The sequence below is a fragment of the Maribacter sp. genome, assembly GCA_020629415.1.
GTDB classification, from domain to species: domain Bacteria; phylum Bacteroidota; class Bacteroidia; order Flavobacteriales; family Flavobacteriaceae; genus Maribacter; species Maribacter huludaoensis.
Genome location: JAHDDL010000015.1, coordinates 1 through 20,013, shown reverse-complemented (window position 1 = coordinate 20,013; position 20,013 = coordinate 1). Strand labels below are relative to the sequence as shown.

The window sequence follows — 20,013 nt, the reverse complement described above, 5'->3', positions numbered from 1 at the left end:
AAGCAATATGAACAACTCTAAAGAATTTTTAGCTACTCTTAGCGCCGAATTAAAGAAAGACACTCCCAATTGGGATAATCTTCTAAAACTGATCTTAGCGCATTTTGATTGCTTTACGGGTACACTACATTTTTTAGATGAGAACTCTTTATTACAGCTGAAATCTCAAGTGGGAATTCCTGAGTTTTTAGTTCCAAAACTATCTACTATTCCAATAGGTAAGGGTATGGCAGGTATTGCAGCTGAACGTAGAAAACCTGTTGAAATGTGTAATTTACAAACAGATGATTCTGGTGTGGCACGTCCTTCCGCCAAGGACACTAAAGTTGAGGGGGCATTGGCCGCTCCCCTAATATACGATAACAAGTTATACGGAACTATTGGTATTGCAAAACCAGTACCATATGATTTTACCAAAACTGAAATAGACTTATTAATGCAAGTGGGTGAATTGATAAGTAAAAAATTAAAGTAATATTTCACCCTTATATATAAAAAAGCCCGCAATGCAGCGGGCTTTTTTTTTATTACTTGAATTCATTATTTATTTTCAGTTTTGGCCGGTATGACTACAGATTTAGAACCTGTAAGCGGTATAGTACCTTCGGCACCTGCATCTGTATAACTAGCTGTAATCACCAACATATTGCCCGGTGCTGAGGACTCTGCCGTAATAATACCTTTAGACGGCAAGGACTTCTCTTTCTTTTCATCACCGTTCAACGATAGTATGTACAAACCGATCTGTCTGGTTTCGTCAGATGTGATGTTAGGGTGTGCAGGCATTGTTACCTCTCCCCAAGCTCCTGTACCACCTGTTTTCATTTTACCTTGTAAGTATTTTAGAGCATCTTTACGCTTTCTATATTTCGCCGCAATATCTTTATAATTTGGACCAATAGATGGTTCTACCTCTTTATGGCACGTTTTACAGTCCATTGCTTGGGTCAATGCTTTTCCAGTAACCGTTGCAGAAACTTGCTGGTGTCCCAAATTCATGGCTACTTTATCCATTCCCTCTAGATAATCAACACTTACAAAAATATTGCTTGCATCAACTGCAGTACCATCTGGATCGGTTACCGTAACATCATAGGCTATTTTTTGACCCGGTATATAAAATTCCGGTGCACTTTTACCTAATGAGATAGCTACTTCCGGTCTTGAGTTACCGGCAACGATACCGGTGCTTTCACTTATTGCCTCTTCTCCCTTAACATCTGCAACGGTCACCTTTAACTTATAGACTCCTGCATCTTCATACGTATAGCTGACATTTGACTCTGTGGTTTCTTTAGTATCTCCATTACCAAAATCCCAAATATATTTTATGGCATCATTTTCACGATCACTAGCTTCAACTGTTGCTTTTACGGTCAACGGTATTCTACCAGCTGTTTCATTTACGGTCATATCAGAAATTAACGGTGGTCTGTTTCCTCCATTGAACTCTATATAACCTAAGGATGAATTCGCATTTTGTGAGAACCAACCACTACCATATTCCAAGAGATAAATTTTACCATTTGGACCAACTTCCATATCAATTAAACTATTGACCTCTATATTAGGCGCAAACGGTTCCATTTTACTGAAATCTCCATTTTCGTCTAAATGAACGGCAAACATCCAACCACGCATCCAATCGTAAATAATGACCTTACCATCATAATAGCTCGGTAGTTTTTCATCGCCATCAAACATGTCAGAATAATATGTAGGGCCTGCCATTGCATTTCTACCGCCCGTTGCGGTTTGAGGGAAATCTTGTGATCCTACATACGGATAATATATATATGCAGGCATAGCCGGTGGTAATTCTGTTAACCCCGTATTGTTGCGCGAGTTATTTATAGGTTTTTCCGGATCAAATGTTGCACCTATCTTACCTGTTTCATAATCATAAGCATTATAGGCAAAGTTGTTACCAATAAACATCGGCCAACCAAAATTACCTGCTTTTTTAGCTTGGTTCATTTCATCATACCCCCTTGGTCCTCTATTACCTAAACTATCAGCTCTTGCATCAGGACCAACATCGCCCCAATAGAGATATCCTTTTTTCATATCTACCGATATTCTATATGGGTTTCTATGGCCCATGGTATAAATCTCTGGTCTGGTCTTTTCAGTACCTACCGGAAATAAGTTTCCTTCAGGTATGTCATAAGTACCGTCTTCCTTAACTTTTATCCTTAAGATTTTTCCACGAAGATCATTTGTATTTGCAGAAGAACGACGCGCATCATATTGCTCATGACCCGGTATATCGTTCAACGGTGCAAAACCATTGTTTACGTATTTTACCCCTTTCTCATTGAACGGTGTAGAATTATCACCGGTGGAAAGATATAATAATCCATCAGGACCAAATGCAATTGAACCACCGGTATGGCAGCATATTTCTCTTTGGCTGTCCACATCCATTATTACTTGTTCAGATGCTACATCAAACTTACCATCCGTAAATTTCATTCTTGACAATCGGTTAACCCACTTATCTCCAGTTGGTGAATAGTATAAATATATCCAATGATTATTTACATAATCGGGATCTTTTTGCAATCCCATTAACCCCTCTTCAGCATTTACTCCGCTGGCATTTAAGGTTTTGCTATATACATCTAACTTCAATACTTCACTAAGGGCATTTGTTTCGGTACTATAAAGCATAACTTCTCCCCTACGTTGCGCAACAAGTACGTCTCCGTTAGGTAGAATAGTCATTTCCGTAGGTTCAAAGAACATACCCTCACTTAAAGTGACTTTGGTAAAACGATCGGCATCCGGTGGTATTCGGGATGTTGCCTTGCTATAATCCAACACCAAGTTTCCGCCAATGGCATACTGAATACCACCTAATAAGTGTTTTAAGAACAGGTCTTCTGAATAGCTGGCATCGGCATGACCGCCACCGGTATAAAATGCACGGCCACCATCAAAATCATGGTACCAAGCAATTGGGTGAAAATCCCCGTTTTTGCCACCTTCATAGGAAGATTCGTCCAAGGTCATTAACACGTTAATATCTGGATTGATGTTCTTGTAATTATACAATTCATCCGTTCTTGTCCAAACGGAGTCTGTCAAAAACTGGGTAGCCTTAAAATTCTTGTCCTTTATAATGAAATCTGCCGTTGGCATTCCTTTTGGGTGACTTAAAAACTGAGCTCCCGCCAAGTCATTGTACCAACCCCAATCATACTCGGTATCTGCTGCTGCATGTATACCCACATAACCTCCACCGGCTTGAATATAGCGCTCAAAAGCGGCTTCTTGATACTGGTCCAATACATTGCCCGTTGTACTTAAGAAGATAACGGCAGAATATTGTTTAAGGTTTTCATCAGTAAACAAAGCTGCATTTTTGGTGGTATCTACAGCAAATCCATTTTCCAATCCTAATTTTTGAATGGCCGAAATACCAGCGGGTATCGAAGCATGCTTAAAGGCTACCGTTTTAGAGAATACCAAAACCTTTGGTTCCCCTTCTCGTTTATTGCCACTACACGAGACAATAATAAGCGCAAAGCCCAAAAGCAGCGCATTGAAGATTTTTTTCATACGTAATCAGTTGTTGTTGTTCAGTTGTTTTTAGAATTGATAAAAATAGGGAGCGTTGTTGTATTAACCAATACTTTGTCTGCTAAACATTGTACATTTATGATAAATTAAGACCCTTTTTCTATAGTTATGTCAAATAAACCCGAGTTATATTTTAAAAATGATAGTGAATTTAGAAATTGGCTGCATAATAACCATTCTAACCATTCAGGTGTTCATCTCATTTTCTACTCGGTAGCTCATAAAAATGATAGTTTGAGATGGGAAGAAGCTGTGCGTGTAGCCTTATGTTATGGATGGATTGACAGTACGGTAAAAAGTTTGGGTGACGGTAAGCGAAAACAATACTTCTGCCCAAGAAAACCCAAAAGCGTTTGGAGCAAGGTCAATAAAAATCATATTAAAGATTTAAAATCCAATGGCTTAATGCATGAAGCAGGATTAGCTTCGATTAAAATTGCAAAAGAAAACGGATCATGGACTTCTTTAGATGATGTTGAAAACGGAGTCATACCAGAAGCATTACAAATAGCTTTTGAAAAAAATAGCCAGGCACATACCAACTTCAAGAACTTTACCCATAGCCAACGTAAAAGCTACCTATATTGGTTAAACCAAGCTAAGCGAGAAGAAACCAAGACGAAACGTATTAAGGAAATAATACAACATGCCCATGAGAATATCAAATATAGAAATGGCGGTGGTTGGCAGGCTATGAAAAAATGAAATTAACACGAGTTTTTCAATCATTTTATCAATCAACTATACATTCATTACCAATGTCTAAAATGCCCTAGGATATAAGGCGTAAACTAAAATTTACCACATATTCTTTTTACCTTACCGTTGCAAAACCGCATATATATGATGAGCGTATTGAAAATGATGAGAGCTATTGTCTTGTGTTTACTCATGGCAATTGTAAGCTGTAATAAAGAGAAAGAGGTTAGCTATGACACTTTGATCAAAAATGGTGCTGTCATCAATCTAGAAGACGGATCGGTCTCAACGGCTCATATTTTAATTTCCAATAATAGGATTACCAAAATTACTAAAGACATTGATGCTGGTCATCTAAAGGCCAATACGGTTATAGATGCCACAAATAAATTTATAATACCTGGTTTTTGGGATAATCACACCCATTTTAGGGGTGGAGATTCTTTAATTGATACCAATAAGAATTTTCTTAAACTCTTTATGGCCAACGGAATTACCACGGTGCGTGATGCTGGCGGAGACCTAACCTCATCGGTTTTAAAATGGCGTAAGGCTATTGAAAACAATGAATTGGTCGGACCTACCATTTTTACATCGGGACCAAAGATTGATGGACCAGGCGGTACATGGGCAGGTTCATTGGAAGTTGAAACCGAAGAAGATATTATCACTGCCTTAGATTCTTTACAAGCTATACCGTCTGACTTTGTAAAAATCTACGATAGCCGAATTTCTGGTGAAAATTATTTGAAGGTGATTCAGGAAAGCGAAAAACGTGGCTTAATTACTTCTGGACATATGCCCTTTACCGTTGAACTAGATGCTACCATTAATGCAGGTATAGATGCTGTAGAGCATTTATATTACATCATGAAAGGATGCTCCAGCAATGAAAAGGAAATTACCCAAAAACTGATAGACAAGGAAATCGGATTTTGGGATGCTATGCCCCTACTACAGTCTTCATATACGGACTCCACCGCATTAAAAACATTCGGCAAATTGAAAAGAAACAATGTATTTGTTGTTCCCACACTACACATTGGTAGGGTTCTTAGTTATTTGGATGAAGTTGACCATGCTGATGATGACTACTTAAAATATATGGGTCTTGGAATACAACAAACTTATAAAGGCAGAATTGACCGGGTAAAAAATGCTTCTGCAAAACAGGTTGCCGACCGAAAAGCCCTAGATCAATTCTTTGGCGAACTGGCTTTTAACTTGAATAAAAACGGAGTAGCACTTCTGGCGGGATCAGATAGTGGGGCCTACAATAGCTATACCTACCCAGGCATATCATTACATAAAGAAATGGAAGCTATGGTTGCTACAGGAATTTCTCCGCTAGATGCCCTGAAATCATCAGCCTATAACGGAGCATTATTTTTAAAACAAGATGCGGACTATGGTTCTATTACCGAAGGTAAAATTGCCGATATCGTTTTACTCAACAGCAATCCGTTAGAAAATATTACAAACACACAAGATATTTATATGGTTCTATCCAACGGAAATCATCATTCCAAATCAGACCTGGACAGCCTTCTAACATCTGCTATTGTTCACTAAACCCACTATTGTTATGAAATCCTTTTTTATCGTCCTACTATTCTCTTGCTACCTTGGTTTTTCACAAACACTCTTAAAACCAGACCGCGTATTTGATGGTACGGAAATGCATGAAAATTGGGTGGTTTTAGTAGAGAAAAATCTAATAACATATGCCGGTAAATTATCTGGCATTGATCTACCTGCCCATACCACTGAAATTGAATTAAAGGGAACTACTTTAATGCCCGGTATTATTGAAGGGCATTCCCATATTTTACTACACCCATACAATGAAACCGATTGGAACGACCAAGTTCTCAAAGAGTCTCCGGTTGAACGTGCCGTTAGGGCTACGGTACATGTAAAAAATTCTTTAATGGCAGGTGTAACCACCATGAGAGACCTTGGGGCCGAAGGTGCAGGTTATACAGATGTATACGTAAAGAAAACCATTGAAAACGGTATTATTGACGGACCGCGATTATTGGTTGCAGGACCTGCTATTGTAGCTACGGGCGCGTACGGTCCAAAAGGTTTTCATGATGGCGTAACGGTACCCTTGGGTGCAGAAGCTACAAGTGGTGTTGACAATTGTATTACCACCGTTCGTAGGCAAATGGGTAACGGCGCAGATTTGATAAAAATTTATGCCGATTACCGATGGACACCGGGTGCCGATTCCAAACCTACATTTCTTCAGGAAGAAATCGATGCAATGGTTGCCACAGCTACTACAGCGGGCAAATATGTGGTTGCCCACGCCAGTACCCCAGAAGGTATGAAAAGAGCCATTCTTGGTGGTGTGGAAACCATTGAGCATGGCGACGGTGGTACAGCTGAAATTTTTGAATTGATGAAAGAAAAAGGTGTTGGCCTATGCCCTACCCTTGCCGCAGGTGATGCCATTACACAATATAGAGGTTGGAACAAAAGTACCGATCCTGAGCCGGAACGTATTCAACAGAAACGAAAATCGTTTAAAATGGCGCTCGATTCTGGCGTGCAAATTGTTTTTGGTGGCGATGTAGGTGTTTTTCCCCATGGAGAAAATTATCGAGAGATGGAATTAATGGTGGATTATGGTATGAAACCCTTAGACGTTTTAATTTCCGCCACTTCTAACAATGCCAAAATGTTTCACTTAAACCAATTAGGAAACTTAAAAAAAGGCTTTCTAGCCGATATCATTGCCGTTGAAGGGAATCCTACCAAGGATATCTCCGTAATGAAAAATGTATCTTTTGTAATGAAAGATGGAGTGGTTTATAAGGAGTAGTTGTTCGTTGTCCGTTCACTTCGGCTCCGCTCAGTGACCAAAAATCGTTTTTCGTTTTTCGTTGTTGGTTGTTCGCCATAACGAGCGCAACGCAGCTATTTCAAGACTATTAATTGTTGTACTTAATACTAATTGCTTTGAACTTGATACTTTGTACTAAGTACTTAATACTATTTTTCCACATCCTTGGTAATTCTCAAAGCACTAGAAACTATAAATACGATGAAACAGGTTTCTATTATACGTTGTAAAATACCTCTATAGCCAGATTCTGGATTTGAGAATAGCGCGAATATGAAAATACCGCTGACGATTCCCATAACACTCGCTATTTGGGATAAGCGACCGTAGTTCTCAGATTTCTTTAAACCCAAACCGATTGCCATCAAACAAATAGGAAAAAATATATACGTTAAAGATGCCACTGCATTATGTATAAGTTGCGCTAGGCTGGAGTCCATTACATCTGTTGGGCAGCCTGCATCACACGGAAATAATCCTACCAAAATGGTCCCCATACCATAGAAAATTGCCAATCCGAAGAATCCGGCTAAAATCAATTTTGAACTTGGAAAATACTTTGGTGCACTAAAGCAAAAAATAGTAATTAAGATTCCGCTTGGTACATAGCCGAAGTATTGCAAATACAATCCATATTCAGTATTAGATGCAAAAGATTCACTAATGTACTGACTTACTATGCTATAATCTTCAATTAACAACGGACCAACAATAGCGGCAATCGCAAATAAACTAACTCCTAAAATTCCTATATACGCTACTAGCTTATTGCTCATATTGAAAATTGAATTGGTCAGTTGTTTATATGACGATAATCATTCGGTATTGTTACAGCAATTACAATTCCGCATTCTTACTTTCTTCCCAATCCCTCCGCAAATCTGTAGAAAGAATACTGGTGCCGTCATGTTTCCATCCGGGTGGTTTTGTCAAGTATTTGAACCTATTTACCAATGAGGTTTTTGAAGTAAAGAAATCGGTCAACATTTTGTACCACTCTCCAAAAGCAATTTTTATGGGATTATACGTGTTTATGTTCGTTACCAAACCGTATACCGGTTTTTCTACCTCGGGTTCAAAGGTGCCGAACAATCTATCCCAAATAATAAAAATACCGGCATGGTTTCTATCTAAATATTGCGGATTGGTGGCATGGTGTACCCTGTGGTGACTGGGCGTATTAAAAACAGCTTCAAACCATTTAGGCAGTTTGGTAATATACTCGGTATGAATCCAATATTGATAAATAAGACTGACGGACATCTGTACCAAAACCATCACCGGATGAAAACCGATGAGTATGAGCGGAGTCCAAAAAATGAAAGTGTAAAATCCGCCAGACCAAGATTGTCTTAAAGCCGTGCTTAGATTGTAATTTTTAGAGGAATGGTGCACCACATGGCTAGCCCAGAAAAACCGACTTACATGACTGGTTCTATGAAACCAATAATAGCAAAGGTCTTCGGCAAATAAAAGTATTAACCAAGACCACCACGCAAACGGAATTTCAAAAACATGATAGAAATTATACAGCAAATAAAAGAACCCTAATGCAATGCCTTTAGTAACCAAACCTATTGCCACATTACCCAAACCCATTACAATTGAAGTACCCGCATCTTTAAACTCATAATCATGAAGCTTGATCTTTACCGACAGTATTACTTCTAAAATTACCGTGACCGTAAAAAACGGAATGGCATAGTGTATTAAATTAGGTATTTCGGGTATTTGCATGGCGGTTCGTTATCTGTTTTAACCTTTCTAATTTACGAATCTATTTGGTCAACTACAATTGCTTAAAAAGACAACTTTTATCACTCATAAAAAATGATAACGGTATAAGAAAACTGTATGGGTTATGTAACTTTAGTTACCTATAAACAGGGGCTTTATCCGTAATTTTACATTAAGAAATTAAAACAACATACATATGGAAACTTTACATAAAAACGTGGGAATAGACCAAGATTACAAAATAGAGATTAGTGATAAATTAAACCTTCTTTTAGCTAACTATCAAGTTCATTACATGAATTTGAGAGGTATGCATTGGAATGTAAAAGGAAGCAATTTCTTTCTTCTACATGAAAAATTTGAAGAGTTATACACCGAAGCTACTGAAACCGTTGATGAAATCGCTGAACGTATTTTAACCCTAGATCAACAACCTTTACATACGTTTGAAGATTACTTGGACAACAAGACTATTAGAATCATCAAAGAAGTGTCTGACGGCGCAACGGGTATTTCCTTATTGATAGATAACTTGAACGAGTTATTGATTCAAGAGCGAGAAATTTTGGAATTATCATCTGACAACAATGATGAAGGTACCGCTACGCTGGTTAGCGATTTAATATCCGGACAAGAAAAACTAATCTGGATGCTTAAGTCTACCTTACAATAGCACATTGTTTTACCTAAATAAAATGGCAAAAGTCTACTTAGATTTTTGCTATTTTTTTGCCCCTTATTTACTTTAAAGATAGTACGATCACTTTGTATTTGTGGGGGAACGTTTTTCAATTTCTAAAGCGCGACTATAAAAGTCACGAAATTGGACTTTATTATATTTTGCACGCATGGCGCTCAAAACATCAGATAGGCTTAGACTACACCAATCCCAAAGCATGGTATCAAAATTATAGGCATACATTTGTTTTTTCACTTCGGCTCTTATGGCATCGATTTCATTAGCGGTAAAACCGTTTTCCAGAAGTCTCTTCAACACCCGTTGCTCGTTCTCTTTGGTAAATTCCGTATCCAAGTATGGTTCTAGAAGCCAATCCCAATTCCAACTATAGGGTATCAATTTTAAATTATGAACTTTGGCGAAATGCGCTAGCTCCTTCTTCTTTTCAGCGGACACAAGAACAATATCATCTTTTACATATACTTTACACACACCAAACTCTAAGGAAATAGCATCAATTTCATGGGCTACTATGCTTGCTGAAGGATAAACGACCGAAGGTTCAATAGGGTAATCCGTAATTTCAATACTATTCTCTCCTATGCTAGATGTTCCAATACCACAGAGCAGCCTTTTGAAGGTTATAGCATTTCTGGAAATGGTAAAACCGGTGAGCCCGTTTAACTTGAACATATTTTTTAAAAACTTCAGCACTATCTTCTTTGGTTTAAAATGGACCTATAATTAAGACGCAGGTTCCAATAAATCCCATAGGTTGCCATATAGGTCTTTGAATACGGCTACCATACCATACGGCATCTTTTCTGGCTCTCTAGTAAACTTTACGCCTCTTTCTACCATGGCATAGTAATCTCGCCAAAAATCATCTGTATACAAAAATAGAAATACCCGTCCGCCTGTTTGGTTTCCTACCCTTGATTCCTGCGCTTCATTGTCCGCCTTTGCTAAAACCAAAGTGCATTGTCCATCCCCTGGTGGCGTAACTGTGACCCAACGTTTATCCCCTTCTAACGGGGTATCTTCCACCAGTAGGAAGTCTAATTTTTTAGTATAAAATTCAATGGCTTTATCGTAATCATCAACGACCAGTGCTATACGTGCTATGGATTGCTTCAATATATTGTTTATTTTATCTGTTAGTTTCCTAAAATATGGGTTTCAAAACCATCTATACTTTTGGTATTCTTATTTTTCCAATATTCTTTGATCTTTTCCTCACCTTGCTTTTTAGACCAATCGTTCAAGGTAGTTCGCTCTTCTTTAAAATCCATGAACGGAACCGCGAATCCGCACGAGGTCTGTACCAAGTCCACTTGCATTTCTATAATTTGCCGGGACCCTGTATTTTCAGGAAAAAGGTTTATGTACTTTGAAAATTCTTGATCTCTTCTATGGTATATTTTAGCTACACCGTACAATCTCAAAATTATTGGTTTGCCCTCAAAGGCGCAGAACATAATGGTCATTCTATTATTTTTGATGAGGTGTGCAGCCGTTTCGTTACCACTACCCGTCAGATTTAACCAAACAATTTTATTCTTGTTAATGACCCGAAAGGAGTCCGTTCCCTTTGGCGAGACATTTACCTTGCCCTCTGCAGCCGCAGTACCCACAAAAAATATGTTCTGCTTTTCTATAAATTCCTGTAATTGGGGTGTAATGGATTGTAATTGCTTTCCCATGATTTTAATGTTTATTATCCGTAATTTTTTCTAAGTACTTAAAAAGCACTATTTCCTGTTTCTATTTCTTTCCAATGGACCAGTAGGCTTTCCATGTGTTTATTATAGCATTGGACAAATGGGATCCTTACATGAGTGCAGCCAGTCTATATTTATCCAGCTGGCTAGGTTTTACAGGTAGTTTTCGTCTACAAAAACCCAAGCATATAGCAGTAATTTCAATACTAGCACTACCGCAAAAGAAGCCAATAAACCATACCAAAATTTCTTACTGCGGTTTGTAAATTTCGGTTTTATATAATACACCTGCACCGGTATAAATAGTACTAAGGCTAAAATAGCCAAAGCTACGGTTACATAAAAATAACCGATCATGGCAATACTTTCCAAGATATTGAACATGGCACTAATGGCTTCTAAAATATCTTCTACAGTCTCAAGACCACTGCCGCCGCTGTAGCCAGAAGTATCTCTTTTAAACCATACTTTTAATTCATTTATAAACAGAAACGCATTGAACAGTAGATAAAGAATGAACCAGGATAGCTTTTTTAGTATTTTAATCAATTTTATTCTTTAGTTCTAATGTTTTAAGGATGTGATTTTAAGTTCTATTCAACAATTATTTTTTGAATGTCTTTTTGAAGATCGATTTCAGTACTTATAATCTCTAACATGTATACTTTTAAAAACTCCTTTTTAATTTCTCCGGTCTCTTTATAATTCACGTATATAAAATCTATAAGTTTATCCGCTTTCATTTTCAAAAGTTCCTTTTGTTCCTCAATATCTGACAAGACAGATATTTTATCATATTCTATCAATTCAATTTTAGAATTAGAAATAGCTTTCCAAGAATTAAGTTTAATTAGTGGAACAAAAATACCTTCTGACTTTTCTATTACCTTGCTTAACGATAACTCATCATCTTTCATATAAAAATTCAGAGAATCGATTAAAGTTCTTTGCTTAATTAATTTTTCATCTATATCGTCATTGGTTTCTCTCAACTCTTTATTCATTGATATAAATATCCGATCTATATACTTTGCATCTTTTCGATCTTCTTTCCAATTATTGATATAGAGAGCAATTAAAATACCGACTATAATGGTAATTATCTCTTTAAAAAATTCTATGATAGTTTTATTCATATTATAAGCTTTGGTTGTCAGTAAATTTCTATTTGCTCATAAAGTACTATTTCTATCTTTCAATTTCATAAAAAACAACACCGTCAGCAAAATAGAAATTCCGATACCTATACAATTGGATAGTACGATATCCAATCCCAACCCAACATTGGGGTCATAGAATATGTAAGACCCCACAACACTGGTAATAAAAAATGCGGGCAGCAAGGCAATAAAATAATACGTTTTATTTTGATACAAGTAAACTGCTCCGATCCACAGGGCAATGGCAGCCGTAACTTGGTTTGCCCATGAAAAATACCTCCACAATAACTGAAAATCCATGTTGGTTAAAATAAAAGAGATGATAAACAACGGAATAGCCACCATAAACCGATTCTTCAATACTTTTTGGTCTATCTTCAAATAATCGGCAATAATCATACGTGCAGCCCTAAAAGAAGTATCTCCTGATGTTATGGGTAGCACAATAACACCCAATACAGCAATGGTACCGCCAATGCTTCCTAATGAAAAAATGGCGATTTTGTTTACCACGGCAGTAGGCCCTCCGTTTTGCAAAAGCTCATTTAACTGATCTCCATCTAAAATACTCATGGATGCCGCTGCCCATACCATGGCAATGGCAGCCTCAAGAATCATCATGCCATAAAATACTTTTCTTCCGTCTTTCTCATTATTGATGGTGCGCGAAATAATGGGCGATTGCGTGGCATGAAAACCCGATAATGCACCACAGGATATTGTTAAGAAAATAACCGGAAAATAAGGAATGTTCTGCGGATGCATATTTTGAAACGTAAGCTCTGGAATAGGATTTCCAATAACGAACATACCTATGCAAATACCAATGGCACTTAATATGAGCAACAAACCAAGTACAGGATAAATTTTACCTATGATCTTATCTATGGGCAATAAGGTTGCGATTATGTAATAAAAGAATATGGCAAAAAGAACTATGGTCAAATAATTAGTTTCCGTACCAATAACATCATTGATCATATTTGCGGGTGCGGTTACAAAAACGGTTCCCACCAATATTAAAAGTAATAGGGCAAAGAAATTAACCACGTGACTAAATGATTTGCCTAAAAACCGCGATGCCAATGCCGGCAAGTGTGCACCGCCAAAACGTAAGGAAATCATACCGGTTAGGTAATCATGAACGGCACCTGCAAAGATAGATCCAAGCACGATCCAAATAAAGGCTATGGGACCGTACAAAGCACCCAATATGGGACCAAAAATAGGACCTACCCCTGCAATATTCAAAATTTGAATAAATGCATTTCTATTACTGTTCATGGGCACAAAGTCTACCCCATCTTCCATAGTGTGTGCAGGAGTATCTTTAGTTTCAATGGGTTGAAAGGTTTTATCCACGAACTTACCGTAGAACATATACCCCAATACCAATAAAACCAGTGCCGTAATAAATGTAATCATGAGGTTGTTTTAGACTTGGTATAAAATGAATTGAATTGAATGTTTGCTTTAACTAGTGACCGGTATAGGAGTAAGAAGAATTTTCTAGCCTAAGGTCGAAGCAAATTTAATCCTATTTTTTAAGCCTATCAATTAGAACAATGCTTTTAGAAAATATTCATCTACCATTGCGTCAAGACAAGTACCGGAAGACTAGAATAGGTGCATGTTCAATTTCCTCCTCTATAATAAGATGGACCAAATACACCGTTTTGACCTACTACTAATGGAGCCATTGATGTACCAAACCTAAAAGCAGGATTTAACCAATCTATATTCCCATTATTCGCGTTCAATGCCATTATACCTGAATTATCTTTAGTTTCATCAGTATAATTAATGGCATGCCCATGATAAAACAATTGTCCATTTGCGTAAACGGGACTGTTATCAACGGAGATATCATCCCTAAACCAAAGTTGTTCTCCATTGCTCAAAGAAACTGCATATGGTCTTAAATCATTAAAAGTTAAACTATTACCCTGATCATAAAGCCCATAAACAACATTCTCCACAATAATTGGTGACCATGTGGCCTTAAAACCAGTTTCAATTTCCCATTGTAATTCACCTGTCTGTGAATCAAGACAGAAAAGTGAAGAATAAACCGTATCCCTCGTTGGCTCCCCTTGTACCACCAAACTATTGTTTAAAATATTTATATCGCCTAGTTTTTCAGCTTCAAAAATCCATATAACTTCTAGGCTTTGTAAATCTATAGCATATAGATTTTTAGCTGATATGTAAAGGATGTTATTTACTATCAACGGTTCATTGATAACTTCTATGTCTTCTGGAAATTCAATCTTTTGTAATAATTGCCCAGTTTCTTTATCTAAAATATGCAGATAGGTAGGGAAATACCCATAAAAGCTTTCTTCAGACATTACAAATACCCTACCGTCATGAACTACAGGTGTTCTATTCTCGTTTAAAGCATCATCCAAATCCCCATCTGGATCCGTTGAATAATACCATAAAAGTTCTCCAGTATTTTGATCTAAAGCTACAACAACTCCATAAGTACCCGATGCATAGCATATGCCATCTACACAGGCAGGTGGCGTTATCCCATAACTACTCGTATCATAATTTAGCATTGGAGTACTCCACAGTAGATTTTTGTTGGCAAGATTTATTGCGTTTACACTATTATCATCGGTAGTAACAAATAGGTTGCCTTCATCATAATCTGCAAGTTTTTCCACATCTGTTTGATCGGAAAATGTATATACAAGTGTTTCTTTCCCTGTTTTAGCATCTACGGTGAACAGACTCTCATAAGATGCGGTTACTATAAAATCATTATTTTCTGGCTTACCGGAAACTATGAGTTTATCATTGTCTATTTGTTCATTATCATCAGCTTCGAAGATATCGTCATTATTTTTTTCTGAACATGAAATGCATACTATTATTAAAAGTATCAAGCCTAAAATCTTTGTACTATACGGTAGCGAAAAATTTAAAATCTTCATTATAACGATGATATTGCAAACTAATTAAAATTAGAACAATTTAGATACCAACGTTTTAACCTAACATTAAATCCCTATTATTTAATTGTAAGAAAAGAAACTAGTACAAATTCTAAAGATGTAATCTATTACGTGCTTAACTCAATAAATTATAACCACAGACAAAATGGCCACAACAATTGCTTTTACCCAGTCAATCTCATCTTTTGCAAAGGCATCATAAATAATAAATGCGGTCGCGAAACCTAATATGAATTTTAAATTTTGAAGAGTGAATAAATTTTTCATTTTGTGGTGGATTAGGTAAAATAATGATGTTGACAATTACAACGGATACCATCGTAGTCCAATTTGCTTAATAGTGGATTCAGAACGTTCAATTTCGGACTGATAAAAGGCAGTTTCGTCGGTATAAAAATCCTTTTCAAATTGTTTAATTCTTTTATTATTGGCGTAGTTAGTGCCGCTACCAATTATTAAGAGTAAGATACCTACTACTAGCGTTGGAATGATATATGCCTTTGCTAAGTCTGTTTTTCCCAATTGCCAAAATCCTACACTTGCTATAAAAAAGCCAATTGCAAAGAAAATAAAGAAACGTGTTGAGAATACTTCGGCTTTTGCCCATTCTATTACTAGTTTAAATACGTCCATAATTTCATTTTTTAAATACAGATAATAGCTTGGATAAGCATCATACGGAAGTAAAGAACCTTTCGTTTTTACTTATATACATTTGGATTATGCTTCTCCATATACAATTTAGGATTTGGTAATTCTGTAAAACCAAATTTTTCATAAAGCCACTCAGCCGTGTCAGTTAATAAAATCCAGCGTCTTAATCCTTGAAGGTTAGGATGTTCCGTTATTTCGTTCATCAACCATTTACTTAATCCCTTTCCCCTAAATTCCTTTAAAATATAAACATCACCTAAATAGGCAATGGTAGAAAAGTCACTGATTATTCTTGCAAAACCAATTTGCCTGTTTTTGTAGTACACCCCAAAATTTAAAGAGTTTTCAATGGATGTTTTCAACGTATGGATAGGAATTCCATTTGCCCAGTCGGTTTCGTTTGAAAGAAATTTGTGAATATTTTCAACATCTAGCTTGTTCTTATCCGTTGAAATGGTAAAATCGTTTTTTTGTACTTCTCTAATTTTCATTTTGTTGTTTACACTTTTTAATTGCTGTCATGGAATGAACTAAAGTATAGAACAGTTGTTCTCGTTTATGAACAAAGTATTTCAGTAAAGTTTAAGTCCATTCGCATTTTCATTAAATAATTCTTTTGTGAATTATCATTTAAAAATAAAGTTTTGATTTAAAATAGCTCCTAAATTTCCTTTAAAAAGTATGCATAAGTGGGTATAAAAGGTAAGATTTAAATAGGGTCTGTAAGGGGTATTTCGTTGTACTTTTCATTCAACAAAGTAATGTTAGATGAGTACATTACAAATGAAAAACCCAGAAGAAGCTTCTGGGTTTAAACATTAATAAAGGGAGTTCTTATTCTTGTGATGGCGGTTGTAGGGTGTACCCCATTGATGTCATGACATTCAATTGATCATAGTAATGCGCCATCATCGTAATTTTCCCATCTTTTAAAAAGCAGGTTACCTGCGCTGGTATCATTATCTTTTGCCCGGTTTTTTTATTGGATATGGTATCGGTTGTCCAAACCATTACCCATTCGCCCTCATTGATTCCTCCAGTTACTTTTATGGGGGCATAAGACGTGTTTTCGTCAATTGAATGTTTAGTGGTTTCAAAGCTCTCCTTATAATATTCAGCTAACTGAGCGGGATTCATTTCTTGAGCAAAACTCCCAGAGAGGCCATAAATTTTGGCATCGTCCGCTAATTGCGCCACCATAGTTTGCACATCTCCATTCTGTACTGCATTTACATAATTTGACACGGTAGTTACATTGGCTTCAGCGTTCTCAAAGTCCATAGTAGCTGAAATTTCTTGTGCAGTGCTAATTTGCGGAGTGAACAGCACGGCAAGCGTAAAAAGCATAATCATTTTAATAGTTCTCATAATTTATGTATTTATTGGTTATTATTCTACTCAATTGGTCTCTTGCCACAAATGGGGGAATAATATAGTTAGTTACAAATACTATGGGAACTTTTTTACTTCATCTAATATTAATAAACATGCTTTGTTCTAAACTACTGTAATTTAGTGATTTAAAATTACTTTTTCATAGTATTCATATTAAATAAATAGGATATTATATATAATACTAAAGCTGCTTTTTAATGGGACCGTGAATTATTTTAAATACTAAGGTAAATACTCCTGATTTTTGTATTTATAACTCGTTAAGAAATAGTGAAGCAATCTATAGTTTTTATATTTCATTCAATAGTTTTTCAGAATCCCAAACAGTTGCAAATTCCTCACTCAAATTTGCAAGGGTTGTTAAATGTATTATTTCAGAGCTGTATTTTTCTCCGTTAATTCCAATTCTGTCAAAAGTAGCTGTTGCGTCGGAAATTAAATAAGTCTCATAGCCAAAGTTACCTGCCATTCGTGTCGTGGTAGATACACAGTGATTTGTAGTAATTCCGACTATTACCACGGTTTTAATTCCTAATCCGTCCAATTGCTCCTTTAAATTGGTTCCTATAAAAGCACTATTTACACTTTTCGTTATTACAGGTTCATTTTTCTCAGGTAGAACATTTTCGTTAAATTCAAATCCTTTATTTTGTTCATTGAGTTTCGATTGTGGATTTGTAGAGCTGTGCCTAATATGAAATATAGGCAAATTTAATTCACGCCATTTCCCTAGTATTTCTCCGCAAATGATTTCAGCGTTTTTATTATTTCTATTTCCTCCCCAATAATCTTCTTCCAAAAAAGCTTTTTGAACATCCACAAGGATTAAAACTGGATTATTATCTCTTAATTTCATTTTGATGTTTGTTCAGTTATAATGACACACAACCGCTCTTCTAAGCGTAGTGCTGAGGCAATCAAACTTTTCGTTTCCGCCTGTCTGTCGGCAACCAGGTCTGCACATGAAGCTAAAGCTTATTGTTTGGTTTTATTTTTTTTGTCCAAAGCTAAATCCCAAAGATTTAGCGACTTCATAAATATACGCAGACCTTTTGGTTTAGCCCTAAAGTCCGCATTACGTTTAGGTATTGTTATCTGCTGGCTTTTCCGCTTCTAAATCCCAATATAATTGCACGTAATTATTGACGGCAATTAGTCTTAAAGTAAATTTGCCTATTTTCCATCTTCTTCCATGCCACTTTCCATCATCAAATTCGCTCATTTTAAAAGGTCCGTCGGCATTTATATCAGGACCGAAAGCTGCTAATAAGCGGTTTACTAATTCTCTTATTTCTTTATCTATTATAAACCAATTAGTTGGCTTGTCTTGACTTAAAAAAACAGACCATTCTTCATTCTCGTCGAAAGGATGGAAAGTAGCTAATTTATTGAAAAAGCCAAACAAGAAATATGGAAAGTAAAATGTTCTGTATTTTCCTGTATCAATTTCGGATTCATAAAAATCATTGGATTCCAAACGGTTTTGAAAAATGTTTAAATCAGTTTGAGGGTCTTTATTGCCTAAGAAATTTTTATAAAATTCTAAAAATTCTTCAGGTTTTTGAACTCTAGTATTTATATCTAATTTTTCAAAAACTTTAAGTGTTTTCTTGTAAGACCTTTTATCATTAATAACATAGAAATTGCAGGTTGACGCATATGCTGCGTGGAACGCGTCTTCTGTTGTATTCTTGAAAGTTTCTTTTCTACCTTTTTTAATGTTTACTTTATCTTCTTGATAACCGTGCATATCTAATTTTAGATATTCATTAGATATGTCATTAAACCATTTCGGGGCATACTTGCCATTGTTTTTGAACTGGTCAACGGTAATACCAAGTTTATCGTAACTTTTGTCAATTAAATCAAATGGATTTTCAGTATTAAAAATCTTATCCCTATTAATACCCATACCATTTTGTATTGTTTGTCTTAACTCCTTGTAGCCATCATTTTCATTAAGATTTATATTCATTTGAGAAAAACTTTCGAAAAACCCACCCATTGTAGGATTATCTTTTAAACCAGGGAATATATTTTCAATTATTGCTGCGCTTTCCGGGTTTTTGAAAGCTTCTTTAAGTGAATCATCTAATGGTAGATTTTTAAGTAAATCAAACAATGGTTTAACTATCTTGTTCGTTTTTTCATCATCTTCGAAGGTCTTCATTAATCCTTCAATACTTAAATCTTTAAATGAGTCTTTACTTTCAATTGTCTGCTCAAATAACTCTTTAGGTGGATACTGTTCACAAACAATTCCCTTTCCATTGTTATATAAACAATAGTTCTCTGTTAGTTCTGAAATAAACTCTAAGTCCGAGTTAATCAGTTCCTGTTGTTTTTGATTTTCACTCAAACTAGCAGATATATCAGTTATATGAGAACTAGAAAAAATAACAAATAAATTGTGATTATTTAAAAGGATTTCTTTCAACTCCGAATGTGCTCCATTTTTTATTTGTGAGAGGACATTCCAGTCAAAATAAACTTTAATCATGTTTACTGGTGGTTTTTTTGAGCTTGCAGATAACGACAGAGCTATGAACAGTGTCCCTTGGGGCATTGT

At 36.1% G+C, this 20,013-nt stretch carries 21 protein-coding genes; 5 read left to right on the top strand and 16 right to left on the bottom strand.

Going from position 1 to position 20,013, the window contains the following annotated elements; all coding sequences use genetic code 11:
- Positions 1–7: 7 nt before the first annotated feature.
- The gene (locus QZ657_RS07970; protein ID WP_291966113.1) at positions 8–475 is read left to right on the top strand and encodes a GAF domain-containing protein; all 468 of its coding nucleotides are present in this window, start codon (positions 8–10) and stop codon (positions 473–475) included.
- Between the two features lie 65 nt (positions 476–540).
- On the opposite strand, the gene QZ657_RS07965 is transcribed toward QZ657_RS07970, so the two are convergent.
- The gene (locus tag QZ657_RS07965; protein WP_291966111.1) at positions 541–3,564 is read right to left on the bottom strand and encodes a ThuA domain-containing protein; all 3,024 of its coding nucleotides are present in this window, start codon (positions 3,562–3,564) and stop codon (positions 541–543) included.
- A gap of 129 nt (positions 3,565–3,693) precedes the next feature.
- Here QZ657_RS07965 and QZ657_RS07960 point away from each other — a divergent pair, with 129 nt between their 5' ends.
- From QZ657_RS07960 to QZ657_RS07950, 3 genes are all read left to right on the top strand, one after another.
- Entirely contained in the window at positions 3,694–4,290 is a 597-nt protein-coding gene (locus tag QZ657_RS07960) for a YdeI/OmpD-associated family protein (protein ID WP_291966109.1), read from the top strand.
- Between the two features lie 138 nt (positions 4,291–4,428).
- Positions 4,429–5,856, top strand: coding sequence for an amidohydrolase family protein (locus tag QZ657_RS07955; RefSeq protein WP_291966107.1), 1,428 nt, complete (start codon positions 4,429–4,431; stop codon positions 5,854–5,856).
- Positions 5,857–5,869: 13 nt separating this feature from the next.
- Positions 5,870–7,114 (top strand): metal-dependent hydrolase family protein, encoded by a 1,245-nt coding sequence (locus tag QZ657_RS07950; RefSeq protein ID WP_291966104.1) that lies wholly within the window; start codon positions 5,870–5,872, stop codon positions 7,112–7,114.
- Between the two features lie 170 nt (positions 7,115–7,284).
- Here the strand turns inward: QZ657_RS07950 and QZ657_RS07945 are convergent, their stop codons facing one another.
- Positions 7,285–7,911, bottom strand: a complete 627-nt coding sequence (locus QZ657_RS07945; RefSeq protein WP_291966103.1) for a DUF998 domain-containing protein — start codon at positions 7,909–7,911, stop codon at positions 7,285–7,287.
- A 61-nt stretch (positions 7,912–7,972) separates the two neighbouring features.
- Positions 7,973–8,872: a sterol desaturase family protein gene (locus QZ657_RS07940; protein ID WP_291966101.1), complete on the bottom strand. Its 900-nt coding sequence runs from the start codon at positions 8,870–8,872 to the stop codon at positions 7,973–7,975.
- Positions 8,873–9,068: 196 nt separating this feature from the next.
- On the opposite strand from QZ657_RS07940, the gene QZ657_RS07935 reads away from it, so the two are divergent.
- Entirely contained in the window at positions 9,069–9,545 is a 477-nt protein-coding gene (locus tag QZ657_RS07935; RefSeq protein ID WP_291966099.1) for a Dps family protein, read from the top strand.
- A gap of 87 nt (positions 9,546–9,632) precedes the next feature.
- Here the strand turns inward: QZ657_RS07935 and QZ657_RS07930 are convergent, their stop codons facing one another.
- The 13 genes from QZ657_RS07930 to QZ657_RS07870 all read right to left on the bottom strand — a co-directional run.
- Positions 9,633–10,244: a hypothetical protein gene (locus QZ657_RS07930; RefSeq protein WP_291966097.1), complete on the bottom strand. Its 612-nt coding sequence runs from the start codon at positions 10,242–10,244 to the stop codon at positions 9,633–9,635.
- Between the two features lie 51 nt (positions 10,245–10,295).
- Positions 10,296–10,688, bottom strand: coding sequence for a VOC family protein (locus QZ657_RS07925; RefSeq protein ID WP_291966095.1), 393 nt, complete (start codon positions 10,686–10,688; stop codon positions 10,296–10,298).
- 20 nt (positions 10,689–10,708) lie between these two features.
- Complete coding sequence (locus QZ657_RS07920; protein ID WP_291963811.1) at positions 10,709–11,254, bottom strand: pyridoxamine 5'-phosphate oxidase family protein; 546 nt, start codon at positions 11,252–11,254, stop codon at positions 10,709–10,711.
- Positions 11,255–11,425: 171 nt separating this feature from the next.
- Complete coding sequence (locus tag QZ657_RS07915; protein ID WP_291966093.1) at positions 11,426–11,821, bottom strand: hypothetical protein; 396 nt, start codon at positions 11,819–11,821, stop codon at positions 11,426–11,428.
- Between the two features lie 44 nt (positions 11,822–11,865).
- Entirely contained in the window at positions 11,866–12,408 is a 543-nt protein-coding gene (locus QZ657_RS07910; protein WP_291966092.1) for a hypothetical protein, read from the bottom strand.
- A 36-nt stretch (positions 12,409–12,444) separates the two neighbouring features.
- Positions 12,445–13,857 (bottom strand): carbon starvation protein A, encoded by a 1,413-nt coding sequence (locus tag QZ657_RS07905; RefSeq protein ID WP_291966090.1) that lies wholly within the window; start codon positions 13,855–13,857, stop codon positions 12,445–12,447.
- A gap of 209 nt (positions 13,858–14,066) precedes the next feature.
- Positions 14,067–15,326, bottom strand: coding sequence for a PQQ-binding-like beta-propeller repeat protein (locus tag QZ657_RS07900; protein ID WP_291966088.1), 1,260 nt, complete (start codon positions 15,324–15,326; stop codon positions 14,067–14,069).
- Positions 15,327–15,515: 189 nt separating this feature from the next.
- Positions 15,516–15,662, bottom strand: a complete 147-nt coding sequence (locus QZ657_RS07895; RefSeq protein ID WP_291966087.1) for a hypothetical protein — start codon at positions 15,660–15,662, stop codon at positions 15,516–15,518.
- Between the two features lie 36 nt (positions 15,663–15,698).
- Positions 15,699–16,028 (bottom strand): hypothetical protein, encoded by a 330-nt coding sequence (locus QZ657_RS07890; protein WP_291966085.1) that lies wholly within the window; start codon positions 16,026–16,028, stop codon positions 15,699–15,701.
- A gap of 68 nt (positions 16,029–16,096) precedes the next feature.
- Positions 16,097–16,540, bottom strand: a complete 444-nt coding sequence (locus QZ657_RS07885; protein WP_291966083.1) for a GNAT family N-acetyltransferase — start codon at positions 16,538–16,540, stop codon at positions 16,097–16,099.
- Positions 16,541–16,883: 343 nt separating this feature from the next.
- Positions 16,884–17,417 carry a nuclear transport factor 2 family protein gene (locus QZ657_RS07880; protein WP_291966081.1) on the bottom strand — a complete coding sequence of 178 codons (534 nt, stop codon included), beginning with the start codon at positions 17,415–17,417 and terminating at the stop codon, positions 16,884–16,886.
- Positions 17,418–17,733: 316 nt separating this feature from the next.
- Complete coding sequence (locus QZ657_RS07875; protein WP_291966079.1) at positions 17,734–18,300, bottom strand: cysteine hydrolase family protein; 567 nt, start codon at positions 18,298–18,300, stop codon at positions 17,734–17,736.
- A gap of 225 nt (positions 18,301–18,525) precedes the next feature.
- Positions 18,526–20,013, bottom strand: a 1,488-nt coding sequence (locus QZ657_RS07870; protein WP_291966077.1) for a hypothetical protein, incomplete at its 5' end; no start/stop codon positions are given.